Origin of the sequence: Sphingomonas sp. PP-CC-3A-396, from assembly GCF_004343105.1 — a bacterium.
GTDB lineage: Bacteria > Pseudomonadota > Alphaproteobacteria > Sphingomonadales > Sphingomonadaceae > Sphingomonas.
This window is the reverse complement of the sequence record NZ_SLYF01000009.1, coordinates 136,338-159,914: the sequence shown is the minus strand read 5'-3', so window position 1 is coordinate 159,914 and position 23,577 is coordinate 136,338. Positions and strand designations below refer to the sequence as shown.

At 66.1% G+C, this 23,577-nt stretch carries 19 protein-coding genes; 9 read left to right on the top strand and 10 right to left on the bottom strand.

What is annotated here, in order from left to right; all coding sequences use genetic code 11:
• Positions 1-99: 99 nt before the first annotated feature.
• Positions 100-2,784 carry an aconitate hydratase AcnA gene (gene acnA, locus C8J40_RS17495; protein WP_132898082.1) on the bottom strand — a complete coding sequence of 895 codons (2,685 nt, stop codon included), beginning with the start codon at positions 2,782-2,784 and terminating at the stop codon, positions 100-102.
• Between the two features lie 280 nt (positions 2,785-3,064).
• On the opposite strand from acnA, the gene C8J40_RS17490 reads away from it, so the two are divergent.
• Positions 3,065-4,156: a lactonase family protein gene (locus C8J40_RS17490; RefSeq protein ID WP_243693472.1), complete on the top strand. Its 1,092-nt coding sequence runs from the start codon at positions 3,065-3,067 to the stop codon at positions 4,154-4,156.
• Positions 4,157-4,213: 57 nt separating this feature from the next.
• Here C8J40_RS17490 and C8J40_RS17485 read toward each other — a convergent pair whose 3' ends face one another.
• The gene (locus C8J40_RS17485) at positions 4,214-4,489 is read right to left on the bottom strand and encodes a hypothetical protein (protein ID WP_132741474.1); all 276 of its coding nucleotides are present in this window, start codon (positions 4,487-4,489) and stop codon (positions 4,214-4,216) included.
• A 505-nt stretch (positions 4,490-4,994) separates the two neighbouring features.
• Here C8J40_RS17485 and C8J40_RS17480 point away from each other — a divergent pair.
• Genes C8J40_RS17480 through C8J40_RS17470 form a run of 3 tightly spaced genes read left to right on the top strand, consistent with a single transcriptional unit; the run spans position 4,995 to position 7,218 of the window.
• Positions 4,995-5,822, top strand: coding sequence for a KpsF/GutQ family sugar-phosphate isomerase (locus C8J40_RS17480; RefSeq protein ID WP_243643455.1), 828 nt, complete (start codon positions 4,995-4,997; stop codon positions 5,820-5,822).
• Between the two features lie 8 nt (positions 5,823-5,830).
• Positions 5,831-6,646, top strand: a complete 816-nt coding sequence (gene kdsB, locus C8J40_RS17475) for a 3-deoxy-manno-octulosonate cytidylyltransferase (protein ID WP_132741478.1) — start codon at positions 5,831-5,833, stop codon at positions 6,644-6,646.
• A complete protein-coding gene (locus C8J40_RS17470) occupies positions 6,643-7,218 on the top strand; it encodes a histidine phosphatase family protein (protein ID WP_132898081.1) in 576 nt (191 codons plus the stop codon). The genes kdsB and C8J40_RS17470 overlap by 4 nt, the downstream gene beginning before the upstream one ends.
• 125 nt (positions 7,219-7,343) lie before the next feature.
• On the opposite strand, the gene kdsA is transcribed toward C8J40_RS17470, so the two are convergent.
• Positions 7,344-8,183: a 3-deoxy-8-phosphooctulonate synthase gene (gene kdsA / locus C8J40_RS17465; RefSeq protein WP_132898080.1), complete on the bottom strand. Its 840-nt coding sequence runs from the start codon at positions 8,181-8,183 to the stop codon at positions 7,344-7,346.
• A complete protein-coding gene (locus C8J40_RS17460) occupies positions 8,180-8,485 on the bottom strand; it encodes a hypothetical protein (protein ID WP_132898079.1) in 306 nt (101 codons plus the stop codon). Before C8J40_RS17460 ends, kdsA begins: the two co-directional genes overlap by 4 nt.
• 20 nt (positions 8,486-8,505) lie before the next feature.
• Between C8J40_RS17460 and C8J40_RS17455 the strand changes: the two genes are divergently transcribed.
• Both C8J40_RS17455 and C8J40_RS17450 read left to right on the top strand, forming a co-directional pair.
• Positions 8,506-9,630, top strand: coding sequence for a histidine phosphatase family protein (locus C8J40_RS17455; protein ID WP_132898078.1), 1,125 nt, complete (start codon positions 8,506-8,508; stop codon positions 9,628-9,630).
• Positions 9,627-10,982 (top strand): cytochrome P450, encoded by a 1,356-nt coding sequence (locus tag C8J40_RS17450; protein WP_132898077.1) that lies wholly within the window; start codon positions 9,627-9,629, stop codon positions 10,980-10,982. Before C8J40_RS17455 ends, C8J40_RS17450 begins: the two co-directional genes overlap by 4 nt.
• A 24-nt stretch (positions 10,983-11,006) precedes the next feature.
• On the opposite strand, the gene C8J40_RS17445 is transcribed toward C8J40_RS17450, so the two are convergent.
• From C8J40_RS17445 to C8J40_RS17430, 4 genes are all read right to left on the bottom strand, one after another.
• Complete coding sequence (locus C8J40_RS17445; RefSeq protein WP_132898076.1) at positions 11,007-12,551, bottom strand: DHA2 family efflux MFS transporter permease subunit; 1,545 nt, start codon at positions 12,549-12,551, stop codon at positions 11,007-11,009.
• A 304-nt stretch (positions 12,552-12,855) separates the two neighbouring features.
• Positions 12,856-14,019, bottom strand: a complete 1,164-nt coding sequence (locus C8J40_RS17440) for an efflux RND transporter periplasmic adaptor subunit (RefSeq protein ID WP_132898075.1) — start codon at positions 14,017-14,019, stop codon at positions 12,856-12,858.
• Positions 14,016-15,437 carry an efflux transporter outer membrane subunit gene (locus C8J40_RS17435; protein WP_132898074.1) on the bottom strand — a complete coding sequence of 474 codons (1,422 nt, stop codon included), beginning with the start codon at positions 15,435-15,437 and terminating at the stop codon, positions 14,016-14,018. Before C8J40_RS17435 ends, C8J40_RS17440 begins: the two co-directional genes overlap by 4 nt.
• Positions 15,434-15,904 (bottom strand): MarR family transcriptional regulator, encoded by a 471-nt coding sequence (locus tag C8J40_RS17430; RefSeq protein WP_132898073.1) that lies wholly within the window; start codon positions 15,902-15,904, stop codon positions 15,434-15,436. The genes C8J40_RS17435 and C8J40_RS17430 overlap by 4 nt, the downstream gene beginning before the upstream one ends.
• Before the next feature lie 270 nt (positions 15,905-16,174).
• Between C8J40_RS17430 and C8J40_RS17425 the strand changes: the two genes are divergently transcribed.
• Together C8J40_RS17425 and C8J40_RS17420 are read left to right on the top strand one after the other, a co-directional pair.
• Complete coding sequence (locus C8J40_RS17425; protein WP_132898072.1) at positions 16,175-17,899, top strand: glycosyltransferase; 1,725 nt, start codon at positions 16,175-16,177, stop codon at positions 17,897-17,899.
• Between the two features lie 2 nt (positions 17,900-17,901).
• On the top strand, positions 17,902-19,161 hold the full coding sequence (locus C8J40_RS17420; RefSeq protein ID WP_243693478.1) for a glycosyltransferase: 1,260 nt from the start codon (positions 17,902-17,904) through the stop codon (positions 19,159-19,161).
• 317 nt (positions 19,162-19,478) lie between these two features.
• Here C8J40_RS17420 and rplA read toward each other — a convergent pair whose 3' ends face one another.
• Positions 19,479-20,171, bottom strand: coding sequence for a 50S ribosomal protein L1 (rplA, locus tag C8J40_RS17415; RefSeq protein ID WP_056047582.1), 693 nt, complete (start codon positions 20,169-20,171; stop codon positions 19,479-19,481).
• Between the two features lie 4 nt (positions 20,172-20,175).
• Complete coding sequence (gene rplK, locus C8J40_RS17410) at positions 20,176-20,607, bottom strand: 50S ribosomal protein L11 (protein ID WP_031392847.1); 432 nt, start codon at positions 20,605-20,607, stop codon at positions 20,176-20,178.
• 343 nt (positions 20,608-20,950) lie between these two features.
• Between rplK and C8J40_RS17405 the strand changes: the two genes are divergently transcribed.
• Positions 20,951-23,365, top strand: coding sequence for a TonB-dependent receptor (locus C8J40_RS17405; protein WP_243693471.1), 2,415 nt, complete (start codon positions 20,951-20,953; stop codon positions 23,363-23,365).
• The last annotated feature ends 212 nt before the right edge of the window (positions 23,366-23,577 follow it).

Genomic DNA, 23,577 nt, shown 5'->3' with positions numbered 1-23,577 from the left:
TCGTGGCGGGCGACGTTTGCCTCACGGGGATATCCCAGCTTTCGCTGGGATGACGGTATTGAATGGTCGTCCCGGATCGCTCCGGGACGACGTTAGGTATTACGCGGCCAGCTTGCGCAGGACGTAGTGGAGGATGCCGCCGTTGAGGAAGTATTCCAGCTCGTTGACGGTATCGATCCGGCACTTGGTCTGGAACGTCTCGCTCGACCCGTCGGCGCGGGTCATCTTCACGGTCACGTCCTGGCGCGGGCGGATGCTCGCGACGTCGAGGATCGTGAAGGTTTCCGAGCCGTCGAGGCCGAGTGTCTTGCGATCGGTGCCCTCGGCGAACTGCAACGGCAGCACGCCCATGCCGACCAGGTTCGAGCGGTGGATGCGCTCGAAGCTCTCGGTGATGACGGCGCGGACGCCGAGCAAGTTCGTGCCCTTCGCCGCCCAGTCGCGCGAGGAGCCGGTGCCGTATTCCTTGCCGGCGACGATCACGAGCGGCGTGCCGTCCTGCTTGAAGCGCATCGCGGCGTCGTAGATCGCCATGACTTCGCCGTCGTACTTCGACATGCCGCCCTCGACGCCGGGGACCATCTCGTTCTTGATGCGGATGTTGGCGAAAGTGCCGCGCATCATCACGTCATGGTTGCCGCGGCGTGCGCCATAGCTGTTGAAGTCCGCCTTGCTGACCTGATGCTCCTGCAGGAAGCGGCCCGCGGGGCTGTCGGCCTTGATCGAACCGGCCGGCGAGATGTGATCGGTGGTGATCGAATCGCCGAGGATCGCGAGCGGCTTGGCGTCGATGATGTCCTGCACGGGGGCGGGGGTCATCGACAGGCCGTCGAAGTAGGGCGGGTTGGCGACATAGGTCGAGCCCGCACGCCACTGGTACGTGTCCGAGCCCGTGACGTCGATCTCGCGCCACTTGGCGTCGCCCGCATAGACGTCGCCGTAACGCGCGCCGAACATGCCGGCGTCGATGTTCGCGTCCATCGTCGTGCGGACTTCCTCGTTGGTCGGCCAGATATCGCGCAGATACACGTCCTGGCCGTCAGACCCCTGGCCCAGCGGCGTCTCGATCATGTCGGTCGTGACGGTGCCCTTGATCGCATAGGCGACGACCAGCGGCGGCGATGCGAGGAAGTTGGCGCGGACGTCGGGCGACACGCGGCCCTCGAAGTTGCGATTGCCCGAGAGCACCGACGCGGCGACGAGGTCGTTCTCGTTGATCGCGGCGGAGATCGCAGGCGCGAGCGGCCCCGAGTTGCCGATGCAGGTGGTGCAACCGTAACCGACGAGGTTGAAGCCGAGCGCGTTCAGGTCCGCGGTGAGCCCAGCCTTGTCGAGATAGTCGGTGACGACCTGCGAACCGGGCGCGAGCGAGGTCTTCACCCAGGGCTTCGACTTCAGGCCGAGTGCGTTGGCCTTGCGCGCGACGAGCCCTGCGGCGACCAGAACCGACGGGTTCGACGTGTTGGTGCAGCTGGTGATCGCTGCGATGACGACGTCGCCGTCGCCGATGTCATGCTCGCGGCCTTCGACCGCGACGCGGGCGGGCTGCTCCTTGTGGTACAGCTTGTGGAGGTCGCTGTTGAACACCTCGTCGACCTTGTTGAGGCTGACGCGGTCCTGCGGACGCTTGGGGCCGGCAAGCGACGCGACGACGGTGCCCATGTCGAGCTCGAGCGTGTCGGTGAAGACGGGGTCCTCGGCGTTCTCGTCGCGCCAGAAGCCGTTCGCCTTGGCATAGGCCTCGACCAACTCGACATTCTCGTCCGAACGCGCGGTGAGGCGCATATAGTCGAGCGTCTTGTCGTCGATCGGGAAGAAGCCGCACGTCGCGCCGTATTCTGGCGCCATGTTAGCGATCGTCGCGCGATCGGCGAGCGTCATCGACGACAGGCCGGGGCCGAAGAACTCGACGAAGCGGCCGACCACGCCCTTGGCGCGCAGCATCTGCGTGACGGTGAGCACGAGATCTGTGGCGGTGATGCCCTCGTTCAGCTTGCCGAGCAGCTTGAAGCCGACGACCTCGGGGATCAGCATCGACACGGGCTGGCCGAGCATCGCGGCCTCGGCCTCGATCCCGCCGACGCCCCAGCCGAGCACGCCGAGACCGTTGATCATCGTCGTGTGGCTGTCAGTGCCGACCAGCGTGTCCGGGTACGCGATCATCGTGCCGTCGCCGTGATCACCCGAGCTGGCCGACGACCAGACGGCCTGACCGATATATTCGAGGTTCACCTGGTGGCAGATGCCGGTGCCGGGGGGGACGACCTGGAAATTGTCGAGCGCCTTGCTGCCCCACTTCAGGAACTCGTAGCGCTCGATGTTGCGCTCGTATTCGAGGTCGACGTTGTCGTGGAACGCCTGCGGCGTGCCGAACTCGTCGACCATCACCGAGTGATCGATGACGAGGTGGACGGGGACCTGCGGGTTGATCTTTTCGGGGTTGCCGCCGAGCTTGGTCATCGCATCGCGCATCGCGGCGAGATCGACCACGCAGGGCACGCCGGTGAAGTCCTGCATCAGGACGCGCGCTGGGCGATACTGGATCTCGCGGTCGCTGCGACGCTCCTTCTGCCAGTCGACGATCGCCTGGATATCCTCGCGCGTGACCGTCACGCCGTCCTCGAAGCGCAGCAGGTTCTCGAGAAGGACCTTCATCGAGAACGGCAGGCGGCTGATGTCGCCGAGCTGCTCCGACGCCTTGGCGAGGCTGTAATAGTCGTACGACTTGCCGCCGGTGGAGAGGCTGGTGCGGGTCTTGAGGGTATCCTGGCCAATGGCAGTCATAGGGGTCCTTCCCGTGGGCGTCGGGCCGCCGGGCGCCAAGGGGAAAGCAGCCATATAGGCCACGCGGGCGCGTCGGGGACCGAGCGAAAAATGCTGTTACCCGAGGGGCCTTAGCAAGGGGGAGCGGATCGGGGAAGGGCGCGGGTGGCTGGTGGGAGAGGATAACTGCAATTGCGGTAAGCATGACCGCGCCCCCGCCCCGCGACGACCCATCGGGCGAGCATCGTCGATCGACACGATCCGCCTTTCTTCGCCGATGGAACAGCGTAAGGCCCAGGTTATGATGCGCCATGACCCCGAACCGCAAACCGACAGGCCTGCCGCATCGCTGTGGATCGGGACCTATGCCGGTGGCGGCGGGGAGGGGGTGTATCCGTTGCATCGCGGTGCCGCGGAATGGACGACGCCCGCGCCGGCACATCCCGCGCAGAACTGTTCGTTCGGCGTCCATGCCGCGCGGTTCGATCTTCATTATCTGGTCGACGAACATGGCGGGTCGGTCGGGGTCTTCCGCAGCCACGACGACGATGGCCTCGCGTCCTGGGATTGCCTCGCGCGGATACCGACTGGCGGCGTAGCGCCGTGCCACATCGCGCTCGATCGCAGCGAGTGCTGGTTCGCCGTCGCCAATTACGCGAGCGGCAGCCTGTCGGTGCAACGGCTCGACCCGCAGACCGGGCTCCCGGTCGGCATGCCGATCGTAAGGCAAAACACCGGGTCGGGACCGAATCCCGATCGGCAGCAGTCGCCCCACGCGCATTGGGTCGGGTTCAGCCCGGATAATCGCTGGCTCTACGCCACCGATCTCGGCACCGATCAGGTGCTGGCGTTCGCGTTCGATGCCGAGGACGGTACGCTTGGTCAGCCGATCGTCGCACTGGATGCGCCACCCGGCTCAGGGCCACGCCACCTTCTGCTAAACCCCCACCGACCGGGGTTGGCCTATCTCGCGTGCGAGCTGACCAATCACCTGATCGTCCTGGAGATCGAGGGGGCGGTGTTCCGCCCGCGCAGTACGGTATCGACCCTGCCGGTCGATGCGGCACAGGGGTCGATCGTCGCGCACATCGCGGCAAACGCCGCGGGCAACCGGCTCTACGTGTCGAACCGGGGCGACGACAGCATCGCCGTCTTCGCGCTCGATGACGAGGGCGAACCGGTCCTGCTCCAGCATGTCGCCAGCGGCGGGGCCTCGCCGCGATTCTTCCTGTTGCTCGAGGACGAGCGCCAGATGATCGTCGCGCACGAACGCGATCACCGTGTGACGCTGCTCGATATCCAGCCAGACGGCACGTTGTCGCCGACCGCGACCGGCATCGTCGTTCCCGGTGCGGCGTTCGTGTTCGATGGGCGGCCCCGAACACCCGCCTGACCGCCGCCCGCCAGACTTCCGCGCGTCTGACCACCGCCTGCCTTTACCGCCAATCGCCTAGCTCACGCTTGCGATCAGCAGCGTCAATTCATCGCGGACCGGGTTCAGTTCGATCCGGCTCGGGCGGAGCGCCCGCCGCTTGCCGGGATACGCGGCACGCACGGCATCGCACAGATCCTTGACGGGGACGCGAATGCAGGCGCCTTCGTCGCAGACCAGCCGCGGCGTGCTCACGGTGTTGCCGCAAGTCGGTATCTCGCCGGCGATCGCCGGTGCGGTGCTCAGGAAAAGGCATGCGGCTGCGACCCGCAAAACGGGTGTCGTAATCGTCATAGGTCTGGCCCCCCACAGGCGTTTGAACTTGGTAACCAGATCATTAGGCTTGAAAAGTTTCGGTATCGTTTCGATTTCGCCGCCGCCGGGACGAAAATTGCGAACGATCCAGGAATGGCACGTTGATATCGATATTGTACGCATCGTCTATTGTTGTCGGCGAACAATTCAGGATAATATCCGGGACTGAATTCGATCGGACAATAAAAACAACGATCAAATAAAATGGTGTATAGGACGTGGGGGCATTCCGGTTCGATGATATCGAATACGGTGATCGGCAAAGCCTTGAGAGGATAAAGATTACACGGGGGTGATAATCATGACGGCGAGATCGGCGGTAGCAGTACGAACATTGGGCATGTCGCGAACCGCGGCATCCGCACTTCGGACACTCGCAATCACGTCGGAAGGGCTCGAAGCGCTGTTTGATCGCTTCACGGACCGATCATTTTCCGAAGCTTTCGAACAGCTTGTGCAGCAGATCTATCGACTTAGCGGGCGAGTGATCGTCACTGGCATGGGCAAGAGCGGAATCATCGCGCGCAAGGTCACTGCGACGCTCACCTCGACCGGTACGCCCGCGATGTTCCTCCACCCCGCCGAAGCGGGGCATGGCGATCTCGGCATGATCACCGATAAGGATCTGGTGCTGATGATCACGCTCTCGGGCGAGAGCGCCGAACTCGCGCCGATCATCACCTATTGCAAGCGCTTCGGTATCCCGATGGCCGCGATCACCTCACGCGCGCGCAGTACGGCGGGACGCGCGGCGGACGTGCTGATCAACCTCCCGGCGGTGCGCGAGGCTTGCCCGATCGCGCTGACGCCGACCACCTCGTCGACGCTGCAACTCGTGCTCGGCGATGCGCTGGCGATGGCGCTCGTCGACCTGCGCGGTTTCTCGGCGGACGATTTCTACAAATTCCATCCCAATGGCCGGTTGGGCGCGCAACTGCTCAAGGTGCACGACCTGATGTCGACCGGCGGCGACGTTCCCAAGGTCCGGCCCGATGCCAGCCTGCTTGATGCGACCACCGAGATGACGCGGGCGCGGTTCGGGGGCACCGCGGTCGTCGATGCCGAGGACCGGCTGGTCGGCGCGTTCACCGATGGCGATCTGCGCCGAACGATCACCGGCGGCGGCAGCATGGCCGCGCGCGTCGATGCGTGGATGACGAGCAACCCGATCAAGATCGCCCCGAACGAGCTTGCGTCCGAAGCGCTTCGCCGGATGCAGGCCAACAGCGTGACGATGATGTTCGTCGCCGATGCCGGCTATCTGCTCGGTGTCATCCACATGCACGATACGTTGCGCGCAGGCATCGCCTGACCATCCTGGTGGTCATCCCCGCCCGCGGTGGGTCGTCGCGGCTGCCGATGAAGCCGTTGCGGACGATCGCCGGGCTCAGCCTGCTGCATCGAACGATCGGGCTCGGTCGACGCGCGATCGCACAGCTCGACGATGCCACGCTCGTCGTCGCGACGGACACGCCGGAAATCGCAGCGCATGCCCGCGCAATCGGATGTGAGGCGATCATGACGCGGCGGGCGATCACGTCGGGGTCTGGGCGTGCGCTAGCCGCGGCGATGGCGACGAAGACGCAGAGTGGCCTATCGCCGAGGATCGTCGTCAATCTCCAGGGTGACGCGCCGTTCCAGTCTCCTGCTGCGGTCGCGGCCGTGACGGCGGCACTGTCGGTCGGAACCGCGGATATCGCGACGTCGGTGGTACGGCTCGACTGGTCGGCGCTCGATGCGCTGCGCCTGCACAAGCGAACCGCACCGTTTAGCGGCACCACGTGCGTGCGCACCACCGCGGGGCGGGCGCTGTGGTTCTCGAAGCAGATCCTGCCGGCGATCCGCGACGAAGCCACCGTGCGGGCGCTGTCGATGACACTGTCGCCGGTATGGCGGCATGTCGGGCTCTATGCATACCGGCTGGCCGCGTTGCAGGCGTTCGAAGCGTCTGCGCAGACCGAACTCGAGCGCCATGAGGGGCTCGAGCAGCTTCGCCTGTTCGAGCTCGGCCTGACGATCGATGCGGTCGAGATCGCGCCGGCACGGTTCGACATTTCGGGGATCGATACGGAGGCGGACATCGCCCGGGCCGAGGCGTTGATCGCGGCGCACGGCGATCCGCTGGACGATCCATGATCGCGCGCGTGTTCGTCGTCCGCCACGGCAATACCTTCGGGACGGATGATGCGCCGCGCCGGATCGGCGGCCGCACCGATCTGCCGCTGGTCGTCACCGGTCGTGAACAGGCGCGCGCGCTCGGTCATGATTTTGCGCGGCGCGGCATCGTCTTCGATCGCGTTGTCTGCGGTCCGTTGCGTCGCACCCGACAGACGGCCCAGATCCTGCTGGCGGCGGCAGGGCAGGACCGCGCGGTGACGATTGCCGAATGGCTGCGGGAGATCGACCATGGGCCCGACGAGGATCGCTGCGAAACCGCCGTGCTCGCGCGCGTCGGGCAACCCGCGCTCGATGCCTGGAACACGGATGCGGTCGCCCCCGATGGGTGGCAGGTCGATGCCGATGCCCGTCGGAGTGCCTGGCGCGGTGCACTGGCCGCCGCCGCCGGTACGCTGCTGGTGGTCACGAGCAGCGGACACGCCCGCTTCGCCTTGCCCGGCGTGACGAGGTTGCGCACCGGCGCCTACGGGATGATCGCCGTGGGCGCGAACGCGCCGCCCCTGGCGGTGACTTGGGACGTGCGTCCGTGACCCGCCGGACTTAACCGGGGCATCGCTGCCGGAATCGCCGTCCGTCCCAGCCTCGCCAAACGGGCCATTGCCCTCGACGCCCAGTTTCTGGCGCGTCGAGGGAAGTCGCTGCAAACGGGCGGCGCTTACGCCTTCACCACTTCGTCGATCGCGACCAGCTTCGCCAACAATGGCGCGATCCAGTCGAGTGGTAACATGATCGCCCCGTCCGATGGCGCGTTGGCGGGATCGTCATGCGCTTCGGCGAACACCGCGGCGACCCCCGCCGCGACCGCTGCACGCGCCAGCACCGGCGCGAAGTCGCGGTCGCCACCCGAGGAGTCGCCGTGACCGCCCGGCGCCTGCACCGAATGCGTCGCGTCGAACATCACCGGATAGCCGGTGCGCGCCATGATCGGCAGCGCGCGCATGTCCGATACGAGCGTGTTGTAGCCGAAGCTCGCGCCGCGATCGCACAGGATGATGCCCTCGTTGCCGGTCGACGCGATCTTCGCCGCGACCGCCGTCATGTCCCACGGTGCGAGGAACTGGCCCTTCTTGACGTTGACCACGCGTCCCGATCGCCCTGCGGCGAGCAGCAGGTCGGTCTGCCGGCTGAGAAAGGCGGGGATCTGCACGATGTCGACCGCGTCCGCGACCGCGGCGACCTGGTCGACCGCGTGCACGTCGGTCAGCACCGGACAGCCGAACGCGTCGCGAACGTCGGCGAGTATCCGCAGGCCTTCGTCGAGACCGATGCCGCGCTGGCCCGTGCCGGAGGTCCGGTTTGCCTTGTCGTAGGAGGCCTTGAACACGAACGGTACGCCGGCGGCGCGTGTCGCAGCGACCAGATAGTCGGCCAGCCGCAGGCTATGGTCGCGGGTTTCGATCTGGCATGGCCCACTGACGAAGACGAACGGCAGGTCGGAGGCGAACGTCACCGCGCCGACGGTCACGCGCCGGATAGGCGACGGCGCAAGCGTCATGACTGCGCCTTGACGAAACGCCGCACCATCTGGCCTCGCCAAAGCCAGTACCCCGGGTGATAATTGAAGAAAAACCAACCGAACCCGCGACATGCTAGCAGTGCAGGGATCGCCATCGGATCGTTTTGATCGCGCATTCGACGGTAGAATTCAGTATCTGCCACGTATCGATCGGATTCACTGCCGCCGCCGGCAATACCATAGGCATTGTCGTGTAATTGACAGCCGCGATTGCGATTATATTTGCGGTGATCCAAGAGGTGGCAATAGTTGCGTTCAGGCGGTTTTTCGTCAGTCGGCATGCGGGAAGTAGGCGGCGATCGTGACGATATTCAAGCGCAAAGTCTTTTACGTCGGCGGCTTCGATCCCCGCGGCGTGCGTTTTTATTACAATCTCGCCAAGGAACAGCTTGGTCGCTATGCCGACAAGACCGGTGAGGCCGTGACCATGTCTAGCCGCCGCAAGGCCTCGGCGATCCGCAGCGACTGGACGATCCGCAACGATACCGCCGACGCGACCACCGACTATAGCTTCCTGCGCTGGGAGGACATCGTCCAGCAGGCGTGGATCCGCAATCCGGTCCAACTCGCCCTGCGCGCCGCCCGTGTCTATGCCGGGTATCTCCGCCTGTTCGATTTCGCCACCGTCAGGAAGCTCGCCACCGGCCCGCTGGTGACGATGCTCTATCCGCCGATCCTCAGCATCCTGCTGCCCTTGCTACTCGCGCTGCCGGTGTTCCTGATCGCGCTGCTCTGGCTGCCATGGTGGCTCGCGCTCGGCCTTGGCCTCGTCATCGGCGGCGCGGGCGCGATCCCGCTGCTTAACGCAATCCGCGCGCCGTGGCTGCTGAGGTTCGCCGTGTTCAACGGCGAGTTCGGCGACGGCGAGGGCAGTCCAGCGCTTCAGGCGCGGCTCGACGCGTTCGCCGACGAGATCGCGAAGGACCTGCACGGCGATCATGACGAGGTGTTGCTGGTCAGCCACAGCAACGGCTCGATCCTGGCGATGCCGCTGATGGCGCGGCTGCTCAAGCGCTATGACGGCATTCTGCCGGCGAACTTCGTGCTCGTCACCTATGGCCACTGCATCCCGCTGGTCGCCTGCCGCCGCGACGCGGTGCGGTTTCACGCGCGGCTTCGGTATCTGTCGCGCCAGGATTTCCGCTGGATCGACATCGGTTCGCCGCCCGATGGCGCGGCGTTCTTCGGGGCGAACCCGCTGCTGCTGGTCGGCCCGTCGCCGCGCCCGCGGATCGAGTTGCTCAGCCCGCGCTTCCACCGGTTCTACGAGCCTGAAACCTATCACAAGGGCTGGCGCAACAAATACGAGATCCATTTCGACTATCTGCGCGTCGGCGACCGCGTGAGCCCGCTCGATCTGCCCAGCCTCACCGCATCCGCGCGCGGCATCGAGGCGTCGGTCGTGGCGTTCCGGACGATCGCATGAGCGTTCGCTTCACGCCGCCCTATCCACAGCCGCACGCCACCAGATCCTCGCTGTTCAAACGGTTCCTGCGCGGCTGGAATTCGTGGATCCACGTGCTGTTCGACAAGAGCTACACGATGAAGATGGGCGAGATGCATCTGCCCGCGCTGTCGTTCTACATCGCCAACGAGCTGCCGCTGGTCCGCCGCATCCTCGAGACCGATGCGGCAATATTTCCCAAGCACGCCTTTCTTAACGACCTGCTCGATCCGCTGATCGGCAATTCGGTGTTCTCGTCGAACGGGCAGGACTGGCGCGATCAGCGCGCGATGGTGAACCCCGCGTTCAGCCATACCGCGCTGAAGGGCGTGTTCCCGATGATGGCCGCCGCGGTCGACGATCTGCTCGCGACGATGCGCGGCCTCGACCTGGCGAAGCCGGTGGCGATCGATCCGCTGGCGACGCACATTGCCGCCGACGTGATCTTCCGCACGATGTTCTCGCAGCCACTCGATGCCGCCGGCGCGCGCGAAATCTTCGAGGCGTTCCAGGACTATCAGAAACAAGCGCAGCGCCATTCGATGCTGCGGCTCTATCGCCTGCCGGGGTTCGGCTATCTCGGTCGCGCGCGCCGCGCCGCCGCACGAATCCACGCGGTATTCGCGGGGATCGTCGCCGAGCGGTACGCGGCAACGCATGCGCGCGGCGAGCGCGGCGCGGACATCCTCCAGTCGCTGATCGATGCGCGCCATCCGCGGACCGGCGCGGCGTTCACCGAGCACGAGGTGATGGAACAGGTTTCGACGATCTTCCTCGCCGGGCACGAGACCGCGGCGAGTGCGATCACCTGGGCGCTGTACCTGCTCGCGCGCGACCCGGCGTTGCAGGATGCTATCCGCGCGGAGGCGGGGGAGGGGCCGCTCACCTACGAGTCGCTGAAGGGCCTGAGCGTGACGCGCAACGTCTTCCGCGAGACGCTGCGGCTCTATCCGCCGCTGAGTTTCCTCGTGCGCAGCGTGACCTGCCCGGTCGACATGCGCGACAAGCATCTCGATCCCGGCGCGATGCTGGTCGTGTCGCCGTGGCTGGTCCAGCGCAACCGCGATAATTTCCCCGAGCCGCACGGCTTCGACCCCGATCGCTTCGACGATCCCGCACAGGCCGACGCGTGTCGCCATGCGTATCTCCCGTTCGGCAAGGGGCCGCGGGTGTGCATCGGCGCAGGGTTCGCGCAGCAGGAGGCGTTGCTGACGCTGGCGGGGATCGTCCGCACGTTCGATCTCGCGACGATCCCCGGCGACGATCCCGAACCGATCAGCCGCCTGACGCTGCGTGCGGGCAACGGCGTCCGGCTGACGCTGACACTGCGGTAGGACGGGATGGCTCAGCCCGTTGCCTCAATCCGCCGCGATCGGACCCTTGGGCGGGTCGGGGCGGCGGGTGAACCAGACCAGCACGATCAGCGCGAGGCATAGCCACGACGACAGTCGGAACAGGTCGGTCGACGCAAGCAGATACGCCTGCCCGACCAGCTGACGCGTGACGACGGCGGCGGACTGCACGTCGGTCAGCCCCATTCGCGCCAGCCCCTCGCGCGCCAGCTGATACGGCGAGCCCGCGCCGACCGCCTCCGACAACCGGCTCTGGTGCAACGTCTCGCGGCGGTCCCATGCGGTGGTGATCAGCGACGCCGCGAAGCTGCCCGCGGTGATACGGACGAAATTCGAGATGCCGGTCGCCGATGGCAGCCGCTCGGCCGGGATGCGGTCGAACGAGATCGTCAGCATCGACAGGAAGAACGTGCTCATCGCGATCCCCTGCACCAGCATCGGCAGCATCAGATCGTAGAAGCTCGCATAGGTCGTGTAGCCCGAGCGCAGATAATAGGAGTAGCCGAACGCCGCGAACGCTACGCTGGCGAGGATACGCGCGTCGAACTTGCCCGCGAGCTTGGCGACGAACGGCGTCAGGATCACCGCGACCGCACCGCTGGGGGCGGCCACCAGCCCGGCCCAGGTCGCAGTATAGCCCATCTGCGTCTGCAACCAGAGCGGCAGCAACAGCGTGTTGGCGAAGAACACCGCATAGCCAAGGCAGAACGCGGTCGTGCCGATCGCGAAATTGCGGTTCTTGAACAGCGTCAGGTTCACCGCCGGATTGGCGTCGGTCAGCTCCCAGATCAGCCAGCCGACGAAGCCGATCACGGCGACGATCGTGGCGATGACGATCCGGTCGGCGGCGAACCAGTCGTCGTTCTTGCCGAGATCAAGCACGATCTGGAGCGCACCGACCCACACCACCAGCAGGATCAGCCCGACCTGATCGATCGGCAGCTTTCGCGTCGGCGTGTCGCGTTTCCCGAGCTTGTTCCAGCAGATGAATGCCGTGAAAATGCCGAACGGCACGTTGATGAGGAAGATCCAGCTCCAGTGATAGTTATCGGAGATGTAGCCGCCCAGAATCGGTCCCATGATCGGCGCGACGAGCGTCGTCATCGACCAGATCGCGAGCGCGGTGCCGCGTTTATGCGCGGGGAAGATCGCGATCAGCAGCGCCTGGCTGCCGGGGATCATCGGCCCGGAGACGGCGCCTTGGAGGACGCGGAAACCGATCAGCGAGGGCAGGTCCCACGCGATCCCGCACAGGAACGACGCGATCGTGAAGAGCGCGACGGACACGCAGAACGTCCGCACCACGCCGAACCGGCCCATCAGCCATCCGGTGAGCGGCACCGCGACGCCGTTCGCGACGGCAAACGCGGTCACGATCCAGGTCGAGTTGTCGCTGGACACGCCGAGGTTGCCAGCAATGGTCGGCAGCGAGACGTTGGCAATCGTGGTGTCGAGCACCTGCATGAACGTGCCGAGCGCGAGCGCGAACGCGGTCAGCGCGAGCGATCCGCCGACAAGCGGGGCAGGGCCGGTGGTGGAGGCGGCGGCCATTAGTTGGCGCTCCGTGGAGAGCAAAGCATCCCACCACGGGCACCACCCCGGCGAAGGCCGGGGCCCAATTGGGGAACGCTGCTGATGAAGGACGGTGCTCCGTTACGACCACTTTGCCAATTGGGCCCCGGCCTCCGCCGGGGTGGTTTGCAACGCCGGGGTGGTACCCCCAACACAGCAAAGCGCTCGCTTCTTGTTCTCCCGCGAAGGCGGGAGCCCAGACTGGGCTCCCGCCTTCGCGGGAGAACAAGAAAGGGCAGACCGAGTTCAGCCCGGCACGCCACACCCTGACCACACCCAAGCATCACCGGTTCGCCGCAATGATCTGCCGGATCTTCGCCTCGACCGCAGCATCGCCCGCGCCCGTCGCGAGCCCCTTGTATGCCGCTACCGCCGGCCGCCCGACCATCGTGCCGGACTTGTCCGCGGTGTCGACGATCGTGTTCACCGACAGCCCGACTCGCAACGGGTTCCGCCGCAGCTCGCCCTTGTCGAGCGCGATCCGGACCGGCACGCGCTGCGTGATCTTGATCCAGTTGCCGCTCGCATTCTGCGGCGGCAGCAGCGCGAACGCATTGCCGCTGCCCGCGCCAAGCCCGACCACGTGGCCATGATAGACCAGATCGTCGCCGTACATATCCGCGGTCACCGTTGCCGGCTGCCCGATCCGCAGATCGCGCAACTGCGTCTCGCGGAAGTTCGCATCGACCCACACGCGGTCGAGCGGCACCACCGCCATCAACGGCATCCCCGCCGACACCTGCTGCCCGAGCTGCACGGTCCGCTGCGCCACGACGCCGTCGATCGGCGCGACCACGTGCATGTGGCTCCGCGTGATCGCCGCGCGGCGATAGGCCGCGATCGCCGCCATCACCGCCGGGTTGTTCGACACGGTGGTGCCGGCAACACCGCTGCGCGACTGCGCCTGCTGGCTGCGCGCGAGTTGCAGCGTCGCCGCCGCGACCTTCACCTGATCCGCCGCATGGCTCAGTTCCTCGCCCGAGATCGCGCCCTCGGCCGCCGCGCCACGCCGCCGCGCGAGGTCGTTCCGCGCCCGCGCCAGCTCGGCTTCCGCCTGCACGACCGCGGCCCCGGTCTCGTTCACCTTCGAAAAATCCGACCGGGTCGACCGCACCGCCCGCGCCAATTCCGCCTCGGCCGAGGCGACACCGACATCCGCGGTCGCCGCATCGAGATCGATCAACGGCTGCCCCGCCTTCACCACCTGCGTGTTGTCGGCATGGATCGCGGTCACCTGTCCCGGATCGCGCGCGGTGATCGAGACGACGTCGCCCGCGACATACGCGTCGTCGGTCTCCTGCTCGGGCGCGGCGAGCAGGAAATGGAACACCGCCCACACGATCGCGCCGATCAGCACGACCACGCCGAGGATCGTCAGCGCACGCTTGCGACCCTGCGGATTGCCCGCAGGCGCAGCGACAGGTGGGGAAGTCTGCGTATCGGTCATCGTGTCACACCCTGAAAATCGAAACCACCACCCAGCGCCAGCACCAGCTGGACGCGCTGTTGCGCGGAATTTGCGGCAAGATCGGCATCGGCTTGCTCGGCTGCGAGCAACCGTACGTCGTTGTCGACCAGATCGAGCCGGCTATCGAGCCCGCTCGACACGCGGATCGCATTCAACCGCCCGGTCTCGGCATAGCCGCGCACCACCTCGCGTTGCCGCTTTCGGTCGGCATCCAGCGCACCGATCCGCGCCACGGCATCCGCCGCCTCGCGCACCGCGCCGATCACGCGGTCGTTGTAGTCCGCGGTCGCCAGATCGAGCGCCGCGGTCGCCCCCGCCAGATCCGCCTTCAACCGGCCGCTATCGAAGATCGGCAGGTGGATCGCCGGCCCGACGCCGACCGTCCCGGCATCGAGCGACACCAGATTGCCAAGCCCGATCGCCTGGAACCCCGCCATCGCCGCCAGATTCACGTTCGGATAAAAGGCGCGCCGTGCCACTTGACGCCCCGCCGCCGCTGCCTCGATCCGCGCCTGCGCCGCCGCGATATCCGCGCGCCGCGCGAGCAGATCGGCCGGCACCGACGTCGGCAACGGCAACACCGCATCGAGCTTCAACGCGGTCGCACCGATCGTCGCCGGATAGTCCACCCCGCGCCCGGCGAGCGCCGCCAGCGCGTCCTTCGCCAGCACCTGCGCCGCTTGCGCGCGCACCAAGGCCTGTCGCGCCTGCGCCAGCAACGTCGTTGCCGCCTGCGCATCCAGCTTGCTGCCGAGCTTGTTGCGGATCCGCACGTTGACCAGTCGCAGCGTGTTCTCGCGCGTCGCGATCGTCCGCGTCGCGATCCCCGCCTGTGCCTCGGCGCGTTCGAGATCGATATAGGTCTGCACCACCGCCCCCGACAGCGCCAGCCGCGCCGCCGCGACGTCAAGCGCCGCCGCCCTTACCGACGCGCGTGCGCCAACGATCGCTGCCTTCTGCCGCCCGAACAGATCGAGGTTCCACGACAGGTTCGCCGCGACGGTCCCGACGAACCGCGTCGACCCCGCATAGGGCGGCGGGATCGTGTAGCGCCCACTCAGCCGCGCATATTGTTCCTGCGCATCGAGCGTCACGTTCGGGCCATTCTCCGCGCGGTTGGTCGACAACACCGCCTGCGCCTGCGCGACCCGTGCGAGAGCGGCATCGAGCGACGGATTGCCCGCTACCGCATCGGTCACCAGCCGGTCGAGTTGGCGGTCGCCGAACCCGCGCCACCAGTCGGCGGCGATGACCGGTGCAGCGGTGTTCGCGGCTGCGTCCGACAGCCCAAGCGACGGCCCGGCAAGCGGCGTAACCGCGGTTTGCGACTCCGGGATCGCACATCCTGCCAGCGATCCTGCCAGCGTGGTGGCCAGCAACAGCCTCGTTCGGGTCATGCTTCTCGGTCCTCGATCGCCGCGGACTCGAGCGTCCCGCGCAGTTTCTGCATCAGTCCAATCATCGTTTCGACCTCGCTGCGATCCCAGTCCACCAACACGCGGTTCCAATAGGCTACCGCCCGATCGCGACAGTCCAGCGTCACGGCCGTCCCTTCCGGGGTGAGCATCAAATTCACGACGCGACGATCGTCGGTCGCTCGTGTGCGGGTGACCCAACCCTGCTGCTCCAGCGTATCGACCAGCCGGGTTGTCGCACCCCGATCGTGGGCCAGATCGCGCGCCAGATCCGCGCAAGTGTTCGCGCGACCGAACCAGATCGACACCATCGCCGACCATTGCGTCACGCTCGGTCCCGCGCCAGCGAACAGCGGCTCGAGCGCACCCTGCACTCCTTGATTGATACGCCGCGCGAGGAAGCCCAGCGAGCAATCCGGACCGAACGCATCTGTCGTATAAAAATCCATGTAGTTGCCTTGGCAACCATTGCCGATGCAGTCAATCCACGTTGCCCGATACGGTAAGGATCACACCCTTGCACGTCCTTCCGCCCCGGCTATGGTACGGCAACGTTGCTGCCCGTTCCGGCAACCGTCTCACCGGCCTGATCGGGCATGCGGGGAGAGTAAGGCCTCGGTATCGGTGGGCGCCGCAGGGTGACCAGCCGTCGATCGCGAGCCCGACCCGCTCATCATCCGCACCACGAAGAGGCAATCCGTCCTATGACCGTGGAGAGTATGTTCATCGATTCCGGCGTCGTGGTCGCTGGAAAACTCGTTCTTGCCGGATGGACGGTGGCGGATGGCGATCCGGTCGCGATCCGCCTGGAGACGGCTGACGGTCGCGTCGGCGAGGCGGCGGTCGAATGCTGCGTAAGGTTCGACCGTGCCGACGTCGCCGCAATGTACGGCCATCAGTCGATCGACGTCGGCTATGTGATCGGCGTCGCGATCGAGCCGTTTGCCGGGCTGGACCTGTTCGAGTCGCGCCTTACGCTGACGGTGCTCGGCGCTGCCGGCAACACGGTCCATAGCCAGCCGTTCGCCGTGGCGAAGCTGGTGGTGGGGCCGGACGGTGTGGCGGCCGACCAGCGCTGGCCGATCGATCTGATCGTCGACCATGGGTTGTTTGCGCCTGAGATCGCGCGCGCGGTGCGATGGGGGGTGAATGGCGGTGCCGCGGTCGAAACCGCGCAGGTCTTCCTGGATAGCTGGGCACCGGTCGGCAACGGATTGATCCTCAGTGGCTGGATCGAGAATGCGGGAGCCCGACAGGTCGTGATCCTGACCGATACGCTCGATGCCGTGCGGGTCTCGGCCGACCTGGCAATTTTCGACAGGCCCGATGTCGCCGAGGCGATGCAACGCCGCGGGAGCGTGGTCGAGACGACACACCACGGGTTCCTGACGACGATGCCCTTGGTCGATCGTGCGACGCGGCGGCTGTTCGTGCTGGCCGATCGCGGCGGCACGGCAACGCCGCTCGGTGCGCTCGCGCTGCGCGACGATCGGGTGGACAGCGTCGAGAACGCGCTGCACAATTTTGCGACCTATTTCGGTGGCACCGCGCTGCCCGCACCGGCGACGATGCTGCGCCATGCCGGACCGTTGCTGACCGCGCGATCGGCCCATGCCGTCACGCACGAGGTGATACGGCTGTGCGAAGTGTCGGAGCCGCCACGGCTGTCGGTCATCATCCCGCTATACGCTCGGCCGTTCCTGCTGCGCGCGATCCTCGCCAACCAGTCCGCGTATCCCGCAGGCACCGAGTTCATCTACGTCAGCGACGATCCGCGCCAGCACCTGTTCGTCCGCAACTATTTGCAGGATCGACGCAGCCTGATCGACCGGCCCACGACCCTGGTGATCAACGGCGGCAATTACGGATTTTCGGTCGCGAACGCGATCGGAGTTGGCGTTTCACGCGCGCCGCTACTGCTGTTCCAGAACTCCGATGTGTGGATCGAGGACGGGCAAGCGCTGACGGTGGCGGCCGCCGATCTGGATCAGGGTCGGTTCGGGATCGTCGGGTTTCGGCTGCTGTACGAGGACGATACGCTGCAACATGACGGTATGGTCCTGCGCAGGGGCCGCCATGTCCACGACCTGTTCGCCGCTGAGCATTCGGGCAAGGGACTGCCTCCCGTGCCCGTCGATCCGGGTAAGCCCGTGACGATCGCGGTGCCAGCGGTCACCGGGGCGATGATGATGATCGCACGCGACTGGTACGAGACGCTGGGCGGGTTCGATCCGGGCTATGTCCGCGGCGATTTCGAGGATGCCGATCTGTGCATGCGCTCGGTCGCAGGCGGTCGCCCGATCGGTCTGGTCCGGAGCGGCGGGATGCGGCATCTCGAACGTCAATCGCTCGTCCTCAGCGGCGGCGAGGCATTGCGCAGCGCGATCACCTATCTCAACTGCATCCGCTTCAACACGCGCTGGCAGCAGGAACTGGCGGCGTGACTATGCGGGTCCTGATCCTAGCGCATGGCCATCCGGCCTTCTCGACCGGCGGCGGCGAGCAGGCAGCGCATGCCCTCTATGCGCGGCTGCTCGGTCGCGATGACATCGCGCCGGTACTGGTCGCACGCGCGCCGCGAAGCGCGATCGGTCACGATGCGTCGTTCGGCGCATTCGGCGCGAGCCCCACCGAAATCCTCGCCGATCCGCCGGGCCAGGAGCATTTCTCGCTCGAGAGCACGCATTTCACCGTGCTGGAGGCGATGGTCGGACAACTGCTCGAGCGGTTCCAACCCGACATCGTCCATATCGAGCACCTGGCGTATTGGAGCCTCGACGTCGTCGAACTGCTCGCCCGCGCGCGCGTCCCGGTCGTGCTGACGCTGCACGAGTTCCTGCTGATCTGTCACAATGACGGCCAGATGATCAAGACCGACGGCCGGCTCTGTCGCGACGAATCCCCCGCTGCATGTTCGGCCTGTTTCCCGCATCACAGCGCCGGCGAATTCTATCTCCGCAAGGCGATGATCCTCCAGCGGCTGGCGCCCGTCGCGCGGTTCGCCTCGCCCAGCGCGTTTCTCGCCGACCGGTTCGTCGACTGGGGCCTCGATCGCGCGCGGATCACGGTGATCGACAATCCGCTGTCGGCCGATCTGATCGCGCAAGGGGCGGCGGCGGATCGTGGGCGATCGAACGATGGCGTGACGCGGATCGGCTTCTTAGGGCAGATCAATCCCTACAAGGGACTCGACGTGCTGCTCGAGGCCGTCTCGCAGATCCCGCCGGCGTTGCGCGGAACGATCGCGGTCGGCATCCACGGCGCTAACCTCGATATCCAGGGCGATGATTTCCGGACGAGCGTTGCAGCGTTGCTCGACGCCAACGCTGATGTCGTGACCAACAAGGGGCGCTACGCCAACACCGACGTCGTCGCGTTGATGCGCCAGTATGACTGGATTGTCGTGCCCTCGATCTGGTGGGAGAACTCCCCCGTCGTCATCCAAGAGGCGCTGGTCGCAGGCCGGCCGATCCTGTGCAGCGCGATCGGCGGCATGGCGGAGAAGGTCGCGGGCGAGGTAGGCATCACCTTCCAGCCCGGCAGCGCGTTCGATCTCGCACGCATGCTCGTCGACATCGTCGAAGGCCGGATCGTCGCGCCCGACATGGCCGCGGCATACGCGGTCGAGGCGGAAGAGGCGCGCGTGACGCAGTATGTCTCGGTGTTCGCGACCACGCTCGACGCCGAGCGCGCGCTGGCCGAGTAAGGGGCAGGGGGCGTTCGCCCCAAACCTGACCGTTGCGCCACCTCACGATCCTCCCCCGCCAGGGGGAGGTGGCTGGCGCTTGCCAGACGGAGGGGGCGAAAGGCGACATCCGCTGTTGCGTGTCCTCCCCCTCCGTCACCTCCGGCTACAGCCCCCTGACGGATAGGGCGGACACGCAAAAAGGGCCGGGATCGCTCCCGGCCCTTCTCAACTCTCAGCGGCAGGACGGGAGTAAATCCCGTCCCCGTCGGTCGCGGTTACCCGCGCCGGCCGCGCTTTCGCCGTCTCGTGGCTAGCTTGCGCTAGCCACGTGCGGCTCAGGCGCCAGCAACCTCGGTCGTGTCGACCTTGATGCCCGCACCCATGGTCGACGAGATCGCGACCTTCTGGACGTACTTGCCCTTGGCGCCGGTCGGCTTGGCCTTGACCACTGCGTCGACCAGTGCGTCGAAGTTCGCGCGCAGGTCTTCCGCCGGGAACGACGCCTTGCCGATGCCCGAGTGGATGATGCCGGCCTTCTCGACGCGGTATTCGATCTGGCCGCCCTTGGCTGCCTGGACCGCGGCTGCGACGTTCATCGTCACCGTGCCGAGCTTCGGGTTCGGCATCAGGCCCTTGGGACCCAGAACCTTACCGAGGCGACCGACGATGCCCATCATGTCCGGGGTCGCGATGCAGCGATCGAAATCGATCGTGCCACCCTGGATGATTTCCATCAGGTCTTCGGCGCCGACCACGTCTGCGCCTGCTGCTAGGGCTTCCTCAGCCTTCGCGCCGCGGGCGAACACGCCGACGCGGACGGTCTTGCCGGTGCCCTTGGGCAGCGTGACGACGCCGCGGACCATCTGGTCTGCGTGACGCGGATCGACGCCCAGGTTCAGCGCGACTTCGATCGTCTCGTCGAACTTCGACGTGGCACCCGACCGTGCGAGACCGATAGCCTCGTCGATGCCGTGCAGCTTGACGAGGTCGACCGTGACGGCCTTCTGCTTCTTGCTCAGCTTAGCCATGATATCAGCCCTCCACCACTTCGAGGCCCATTGCGCGGGCGCTGCCTTCGATGATCTTCGTCGCAGCGTCGATATCGTTGGCGTTGAGGTCCTTCATCTTCGTCGTGGCGATCTCGCTCAGCTGCGAGCGCTTGATCTTGCCGGCGACGACCTTGCCGGGCTCCTTCGAACCCGACTTGAGACCAGCGGCCTCCTTGATCAGGTACGAGGCTGGCGGGGTCTTGGTCTCGAACGAGAACGAGCGATCCGCATAGACCGTGATGACGGTCGGGATCGGCATGCCCTTCTTCAGTTCGCTCGTGCCGGCGTTGAACGCCTTGCAGAACTCCATGATGTTCACGCCGCGCTGACCCAGCGCAGGCCCGATCGGCGGCGCGGGCTTTGCCTCGCCTGCAGGCACCTGCAGCTTGATGTATCCGGTAATTTTTTTAGCCATGTCACTCTCTTTATGTGAGCCTAGCGGTGATGGCGGCTGCCTCTCGGCAACCTCCCGCAATTCCAACAGTGAAGGTGGAAGCCGGCGCGCATACCCCAAAACCCGCAAAGCGGCAACACCTGCCCTACCTTACTTCTCCTCCGCGTCTCCGCGCCTCCGCGCGAACCCCGAATCTTCTGCTCTTCGCGCCTTTGCGTGAACAGATCCGGCAGAGTGACACCCGATCCCCACACCCGTCTCCCAAATTAAATCTGTAGCGAAACCGTCACCCGACTGTCGCGACGCGGCCATAGGTGGCGCCTCGGGAGTGACGATCGATCGATCTCGCTAGGGGTTTTCAAGAATGACGATGTTTTCTCGTACCGCCGCACGGCTGTTGTGCGGCGCTGTCGGCGTTGCCGTACTCGGTGTATCGCCCGCCTATGCGCAGTCGCTGGTCGCCAAGGACGCCGAGCCGGGTTCAACCGTTCCCGCACCGGCGCCGGAACCCGATCAGGCGACCACCTCCGCCGGCCAGGACGATACGATCGTCGTCACCGGCACCGCCACGCGCTCGGTCGCGCAGATCAGCGGCGTCGACATGCAGAAGATCCTCCCCGGCGTCAGCCCGCTAAAGGCGCTCCAGACATTGCCCGGCGTCACCTTCCTGACCGCCGATCCGTGGGGCAACAACGAGCAGAACATCTCGCTGTTCGTCCACGGCTTCAACGCGCAGCAGCTCGGCTACACGCTCGACGGCCTGCCGCTCGGCGACCAGAATTACGGCAATTACAACGGCCTGTCGCCGCAGCGTGCGATCATTTCGGAGAACGTCTCGCGCGTCACGCTGGCCAGTGGCGCGGGCGATCTCGGCACCGCGTCGACCAGCAACCTCGGCGGCACGATCGACACCTTCTCGAGCGATCCGCGCAAGGACATGGGCGTCCAGGTCGACCAGACGCTCGGCAGTCACTCGACCTCGCGGCTGTTCGCGCGCGTCGACAGCGGCACCTTCGGCAACGGCAACAGCTTCTACATCTCGGGCTCGCGCCAGAAGGCGAAGGCGTGGGACTTCGACGGTATCCAGGGCGGCTATCAGGCCAACGCGAAGTTCGTCCACGACGATTCGAACGGCAAGCTGACGGTCTACGCGGCCTATTCGGACAAGACCGAGCCAAACGAGGATTCGACCGTCATCACCACCGCGACGCAAGGCACCGCGCCGTACGTCCGCCCGTTCATGTTCCCCAATTTCCAGGGCATGCTCAACTACCTGAACTCGGGCGCGTACAAGGCCGACGGCTCGAACTACCGCAATTACTACGGCGTCGCGGCGCGCACCGATTATCTCGGCTACATCAAATACGACTGGAACGTCAGCGACCGCGTGACCTTCTCGAACCAGGCCTATTATCATCACAATGACGGCGTCGGCATCATCGGCGGCCCGATCGACGTCGCCGGCCTGCCCAAGCTGTTCTCGTTCTACTACCCCGGCCAGAACCTCACGACCGTCTTCGGCGGCTCGGGGCTCGCGACGCGCACCACCGAATACCGCATCGCCCGCGGAGGCGTCGTCTCCACCGTCGGCATCGATCTCGGCGCGCATCATATCGAGTTCGGCGCCTGGTACGAGCATCAGAGCTCGTCCGCCTATCGCCGCTGGTATCCGTTCCCGGTCAACGATCCGACCACGCCCTACCAGCGCCCGCGCGACAATCTGACCCCGCTGATCACGCAATATCACAGCGAAGTCCGCGTCGACGAATATCAGGCGCACATCCAGGACAGCTGGAAGGTCTTGCCGAGCCTGACGATCCAGGGCGGCGTCAAGAGCACGTTCCAGAACGCATCGCAGCGAGTGCCCACGCAGCCGATCCCGGGCTCGTTCACCGGCTCGGTCGCGCTGCCGGTCGGCAAGATCGACACGCACAAATACTTCCTGCCGCAGCTCGGCGCGCTGTGGGACGCGACCGACAACGAGCAGGTGTTCGTCAACGTCCAGAAGAACATTCGCCAGTTCCAGACCAGCGCCGCCGCAGGCCTGTCCCCATTCGCACTCGGCAGCCAGGCCGCGTTCGACCTGTTCAAGCAGGATGTCGAGCCCGAAACCAGCTGGACCTACGAGGGCGGCATCCGCTCGCATCACGCGCTGAACCTCGGCCCGATCACCGCGTTCGAGGGCCAGGTCAGCGTCTATCACGTCGACTTCAGCAACCGCCTTCTCGGCATCAGCCCGACACCCGTGGTCACCGCGGTGGTCAGCGGCGCGGCGATCCTCCAAAACGTCGGCGCGGTGAAGACCGACGGCATCGACATCGCCGGCACGCTTCGCTTCGGCCCGCATTTCTCATTCTACGACGCGCTGTCGTACAACAATTCGCGCTACGAGGAGAATTACGTCAGCGGCACGACGACGGTCGCCACCGCGGGCAAGAAGGTGCCGGGCAGCCCCGACTGGCTCAACAAGTTCGTCGCCTCAGCCAATTACGGCATCTTCGACGCGCAACTGGTCGGCGACTACATCGGCAAGCGGTTCGCGACCTACACCAATGACTTGTCGGTAGGGTCCTACTTCACGCTATCCGGCCGCATCGCCGCGCGCGTGCCGCTGTCGGAGGGGCAGATCGTCAAGACCGCGACGGTCAGCCTCAACGTAACGAACATCACCAACAAGCGCGCCGCCTCGACGCTCAGCATCGGCGCGGCTAGCGGGACCTTCAACCAGTTCCCGGTCGCCCCCCGCCAGGTGTTCGGCACGATCAGCGTCGGCTTCTAAGCGCAGGCCTTGACCCTCCCCCGCCAGGGGGAGGTGGCACCGAAGGTGACGGAGGGGGAGGGCACGGAACAAAGGTTTCGCCGACCGCCCCCGCCGTCTGGCAATCGCCAGCCACCTCCCCCAGGCGGGGGAGGATTCGAAAGCGTCGCCGCAGCCGCACCGGATCGATCACCCCATGCCGGATGCGCACCCGGCATGCGGTACGTGACATG

What these genes read in the sequence shown, in the direction of transcription:
- rplA (WP_056047582.1), bottom strand. Translation starts at nt 20,171, where the DNA reads ATGGCTAAGCTGAGCAAGAAGCAGAAGGCCGTCACGGTCGACCTCGTC.
- C8J40_RS17485 (WP_132741474.1), bottom strand. Translation starts at nt 4,489, where the DNA reads ATGACGATTACGACACCCGTTTTGCGGGTCGCAGCCGCATGCCTTTTC.
- C8J40_RS17405 (WP_243693471.1), top strand. Translation starts at nt 20,951, where the DNA reads ATGACGATGTTTTCTCGTACCGCCGCACGGCTGTTGTGCGGCGCTGTC.
- rplK (WP_031392847.1), bottom strand. Translation starts at nt 20,607, where the DNA reads ATGGCTAAAAAAATTACCGGATACATCAAGCTGCAGGTGCCTGCAGGC.
- C8J40_RS17450 (WP_132898077.1), top strand. Translation starts at nt 9,627, where the DNA reads ATGAGCGTTCGCTTCACGCCGCCCTATCCACAGCCGCACGCCACCAGA.
- C8J40_RS17460 (WP_132898079.1), bottom strand. Translation starts at nt 8,485, where the DNA reads ATGCCGACTGACGAAAAACCGCCTGAACGCAACTATTGCCACCTCTTG.
- C8J40_RS17445 (WP_132898076.1), bottom strand. Translation starts at nt 12,551, where the DNA reads ATGGCCGCCGCCTCCACCACCGGCCCTGCCCCGCTTGTCGGCGGATCG.
- C8J40_RS17425 (WP_132898072.1), top strand. Translation starts at nt 16,175, where the DNA reads ATGTTCATCGATTCCGGCGTCGTGGTCGCTGGAAAACTCGTTCTTGCC.
- C8J40_RS17435 (WP_132898074.1), bottom strand. Translation starts at nt 15,437, where the DNA reads ATGACCCGAACGAGGCTGTTGCTGGCCACCACGCTGGCAGGATCGCTG.
- C8J40_RS17420 (WP_243693478.1), top strand. Translation starts at nt 17,902, where the DNA reads ATGCGGGTCCTGATCCTAGCGCATGGCCATCCGGCCTTCTCGACCGGC.
- C8J40_RS17440 (WP_132898075.1), bottom strand. Translation starts at nt 14,019, where the DNA reads ATGACCGATACGCAGACTTCCCCACCTGTCGCTGCGCCTGCGGGCAAT.
- kdsA (WP_132898080.1), bottom strand. Translation starts at nt 8,183, where the DNA reads ATGACGCTTGCGCCGTCGCCTATCCGGCGCGTGACCGTCGGCGCGGTG.
- C8J40_RS17470 (WP_132898081.1), top strand. Translation starts at nt 6,643, where the DNA reads ATGATCGCGCGCGTGTTCGTCGTCCGCCACGGCAATACCTTCGGGACG.
- C8J40_RS17490 (WP_243693472.1), top strand. Translation starts at nt 3,065, where the DNA reads ATGATGCGCCATGACCCCGAACCGCAAACCGACAGGCCTGCCGCATCG.
- acnA (WP_132898082.1), bottom strand. Translation starts at nt 2,784, where the DNA reads ATGACTGCCATTGGCCAGGATACCCTCAAGACCCGCACCAGCCTCTCC.
- C8J40_RS17430 (WP_132898073.1), bottom strand. Translation starts at nt 15,904, where the DNA reads ATGGATTTTTATACGACAGATGCGTTCGGTCCGGATTGCTCGCTGGGC.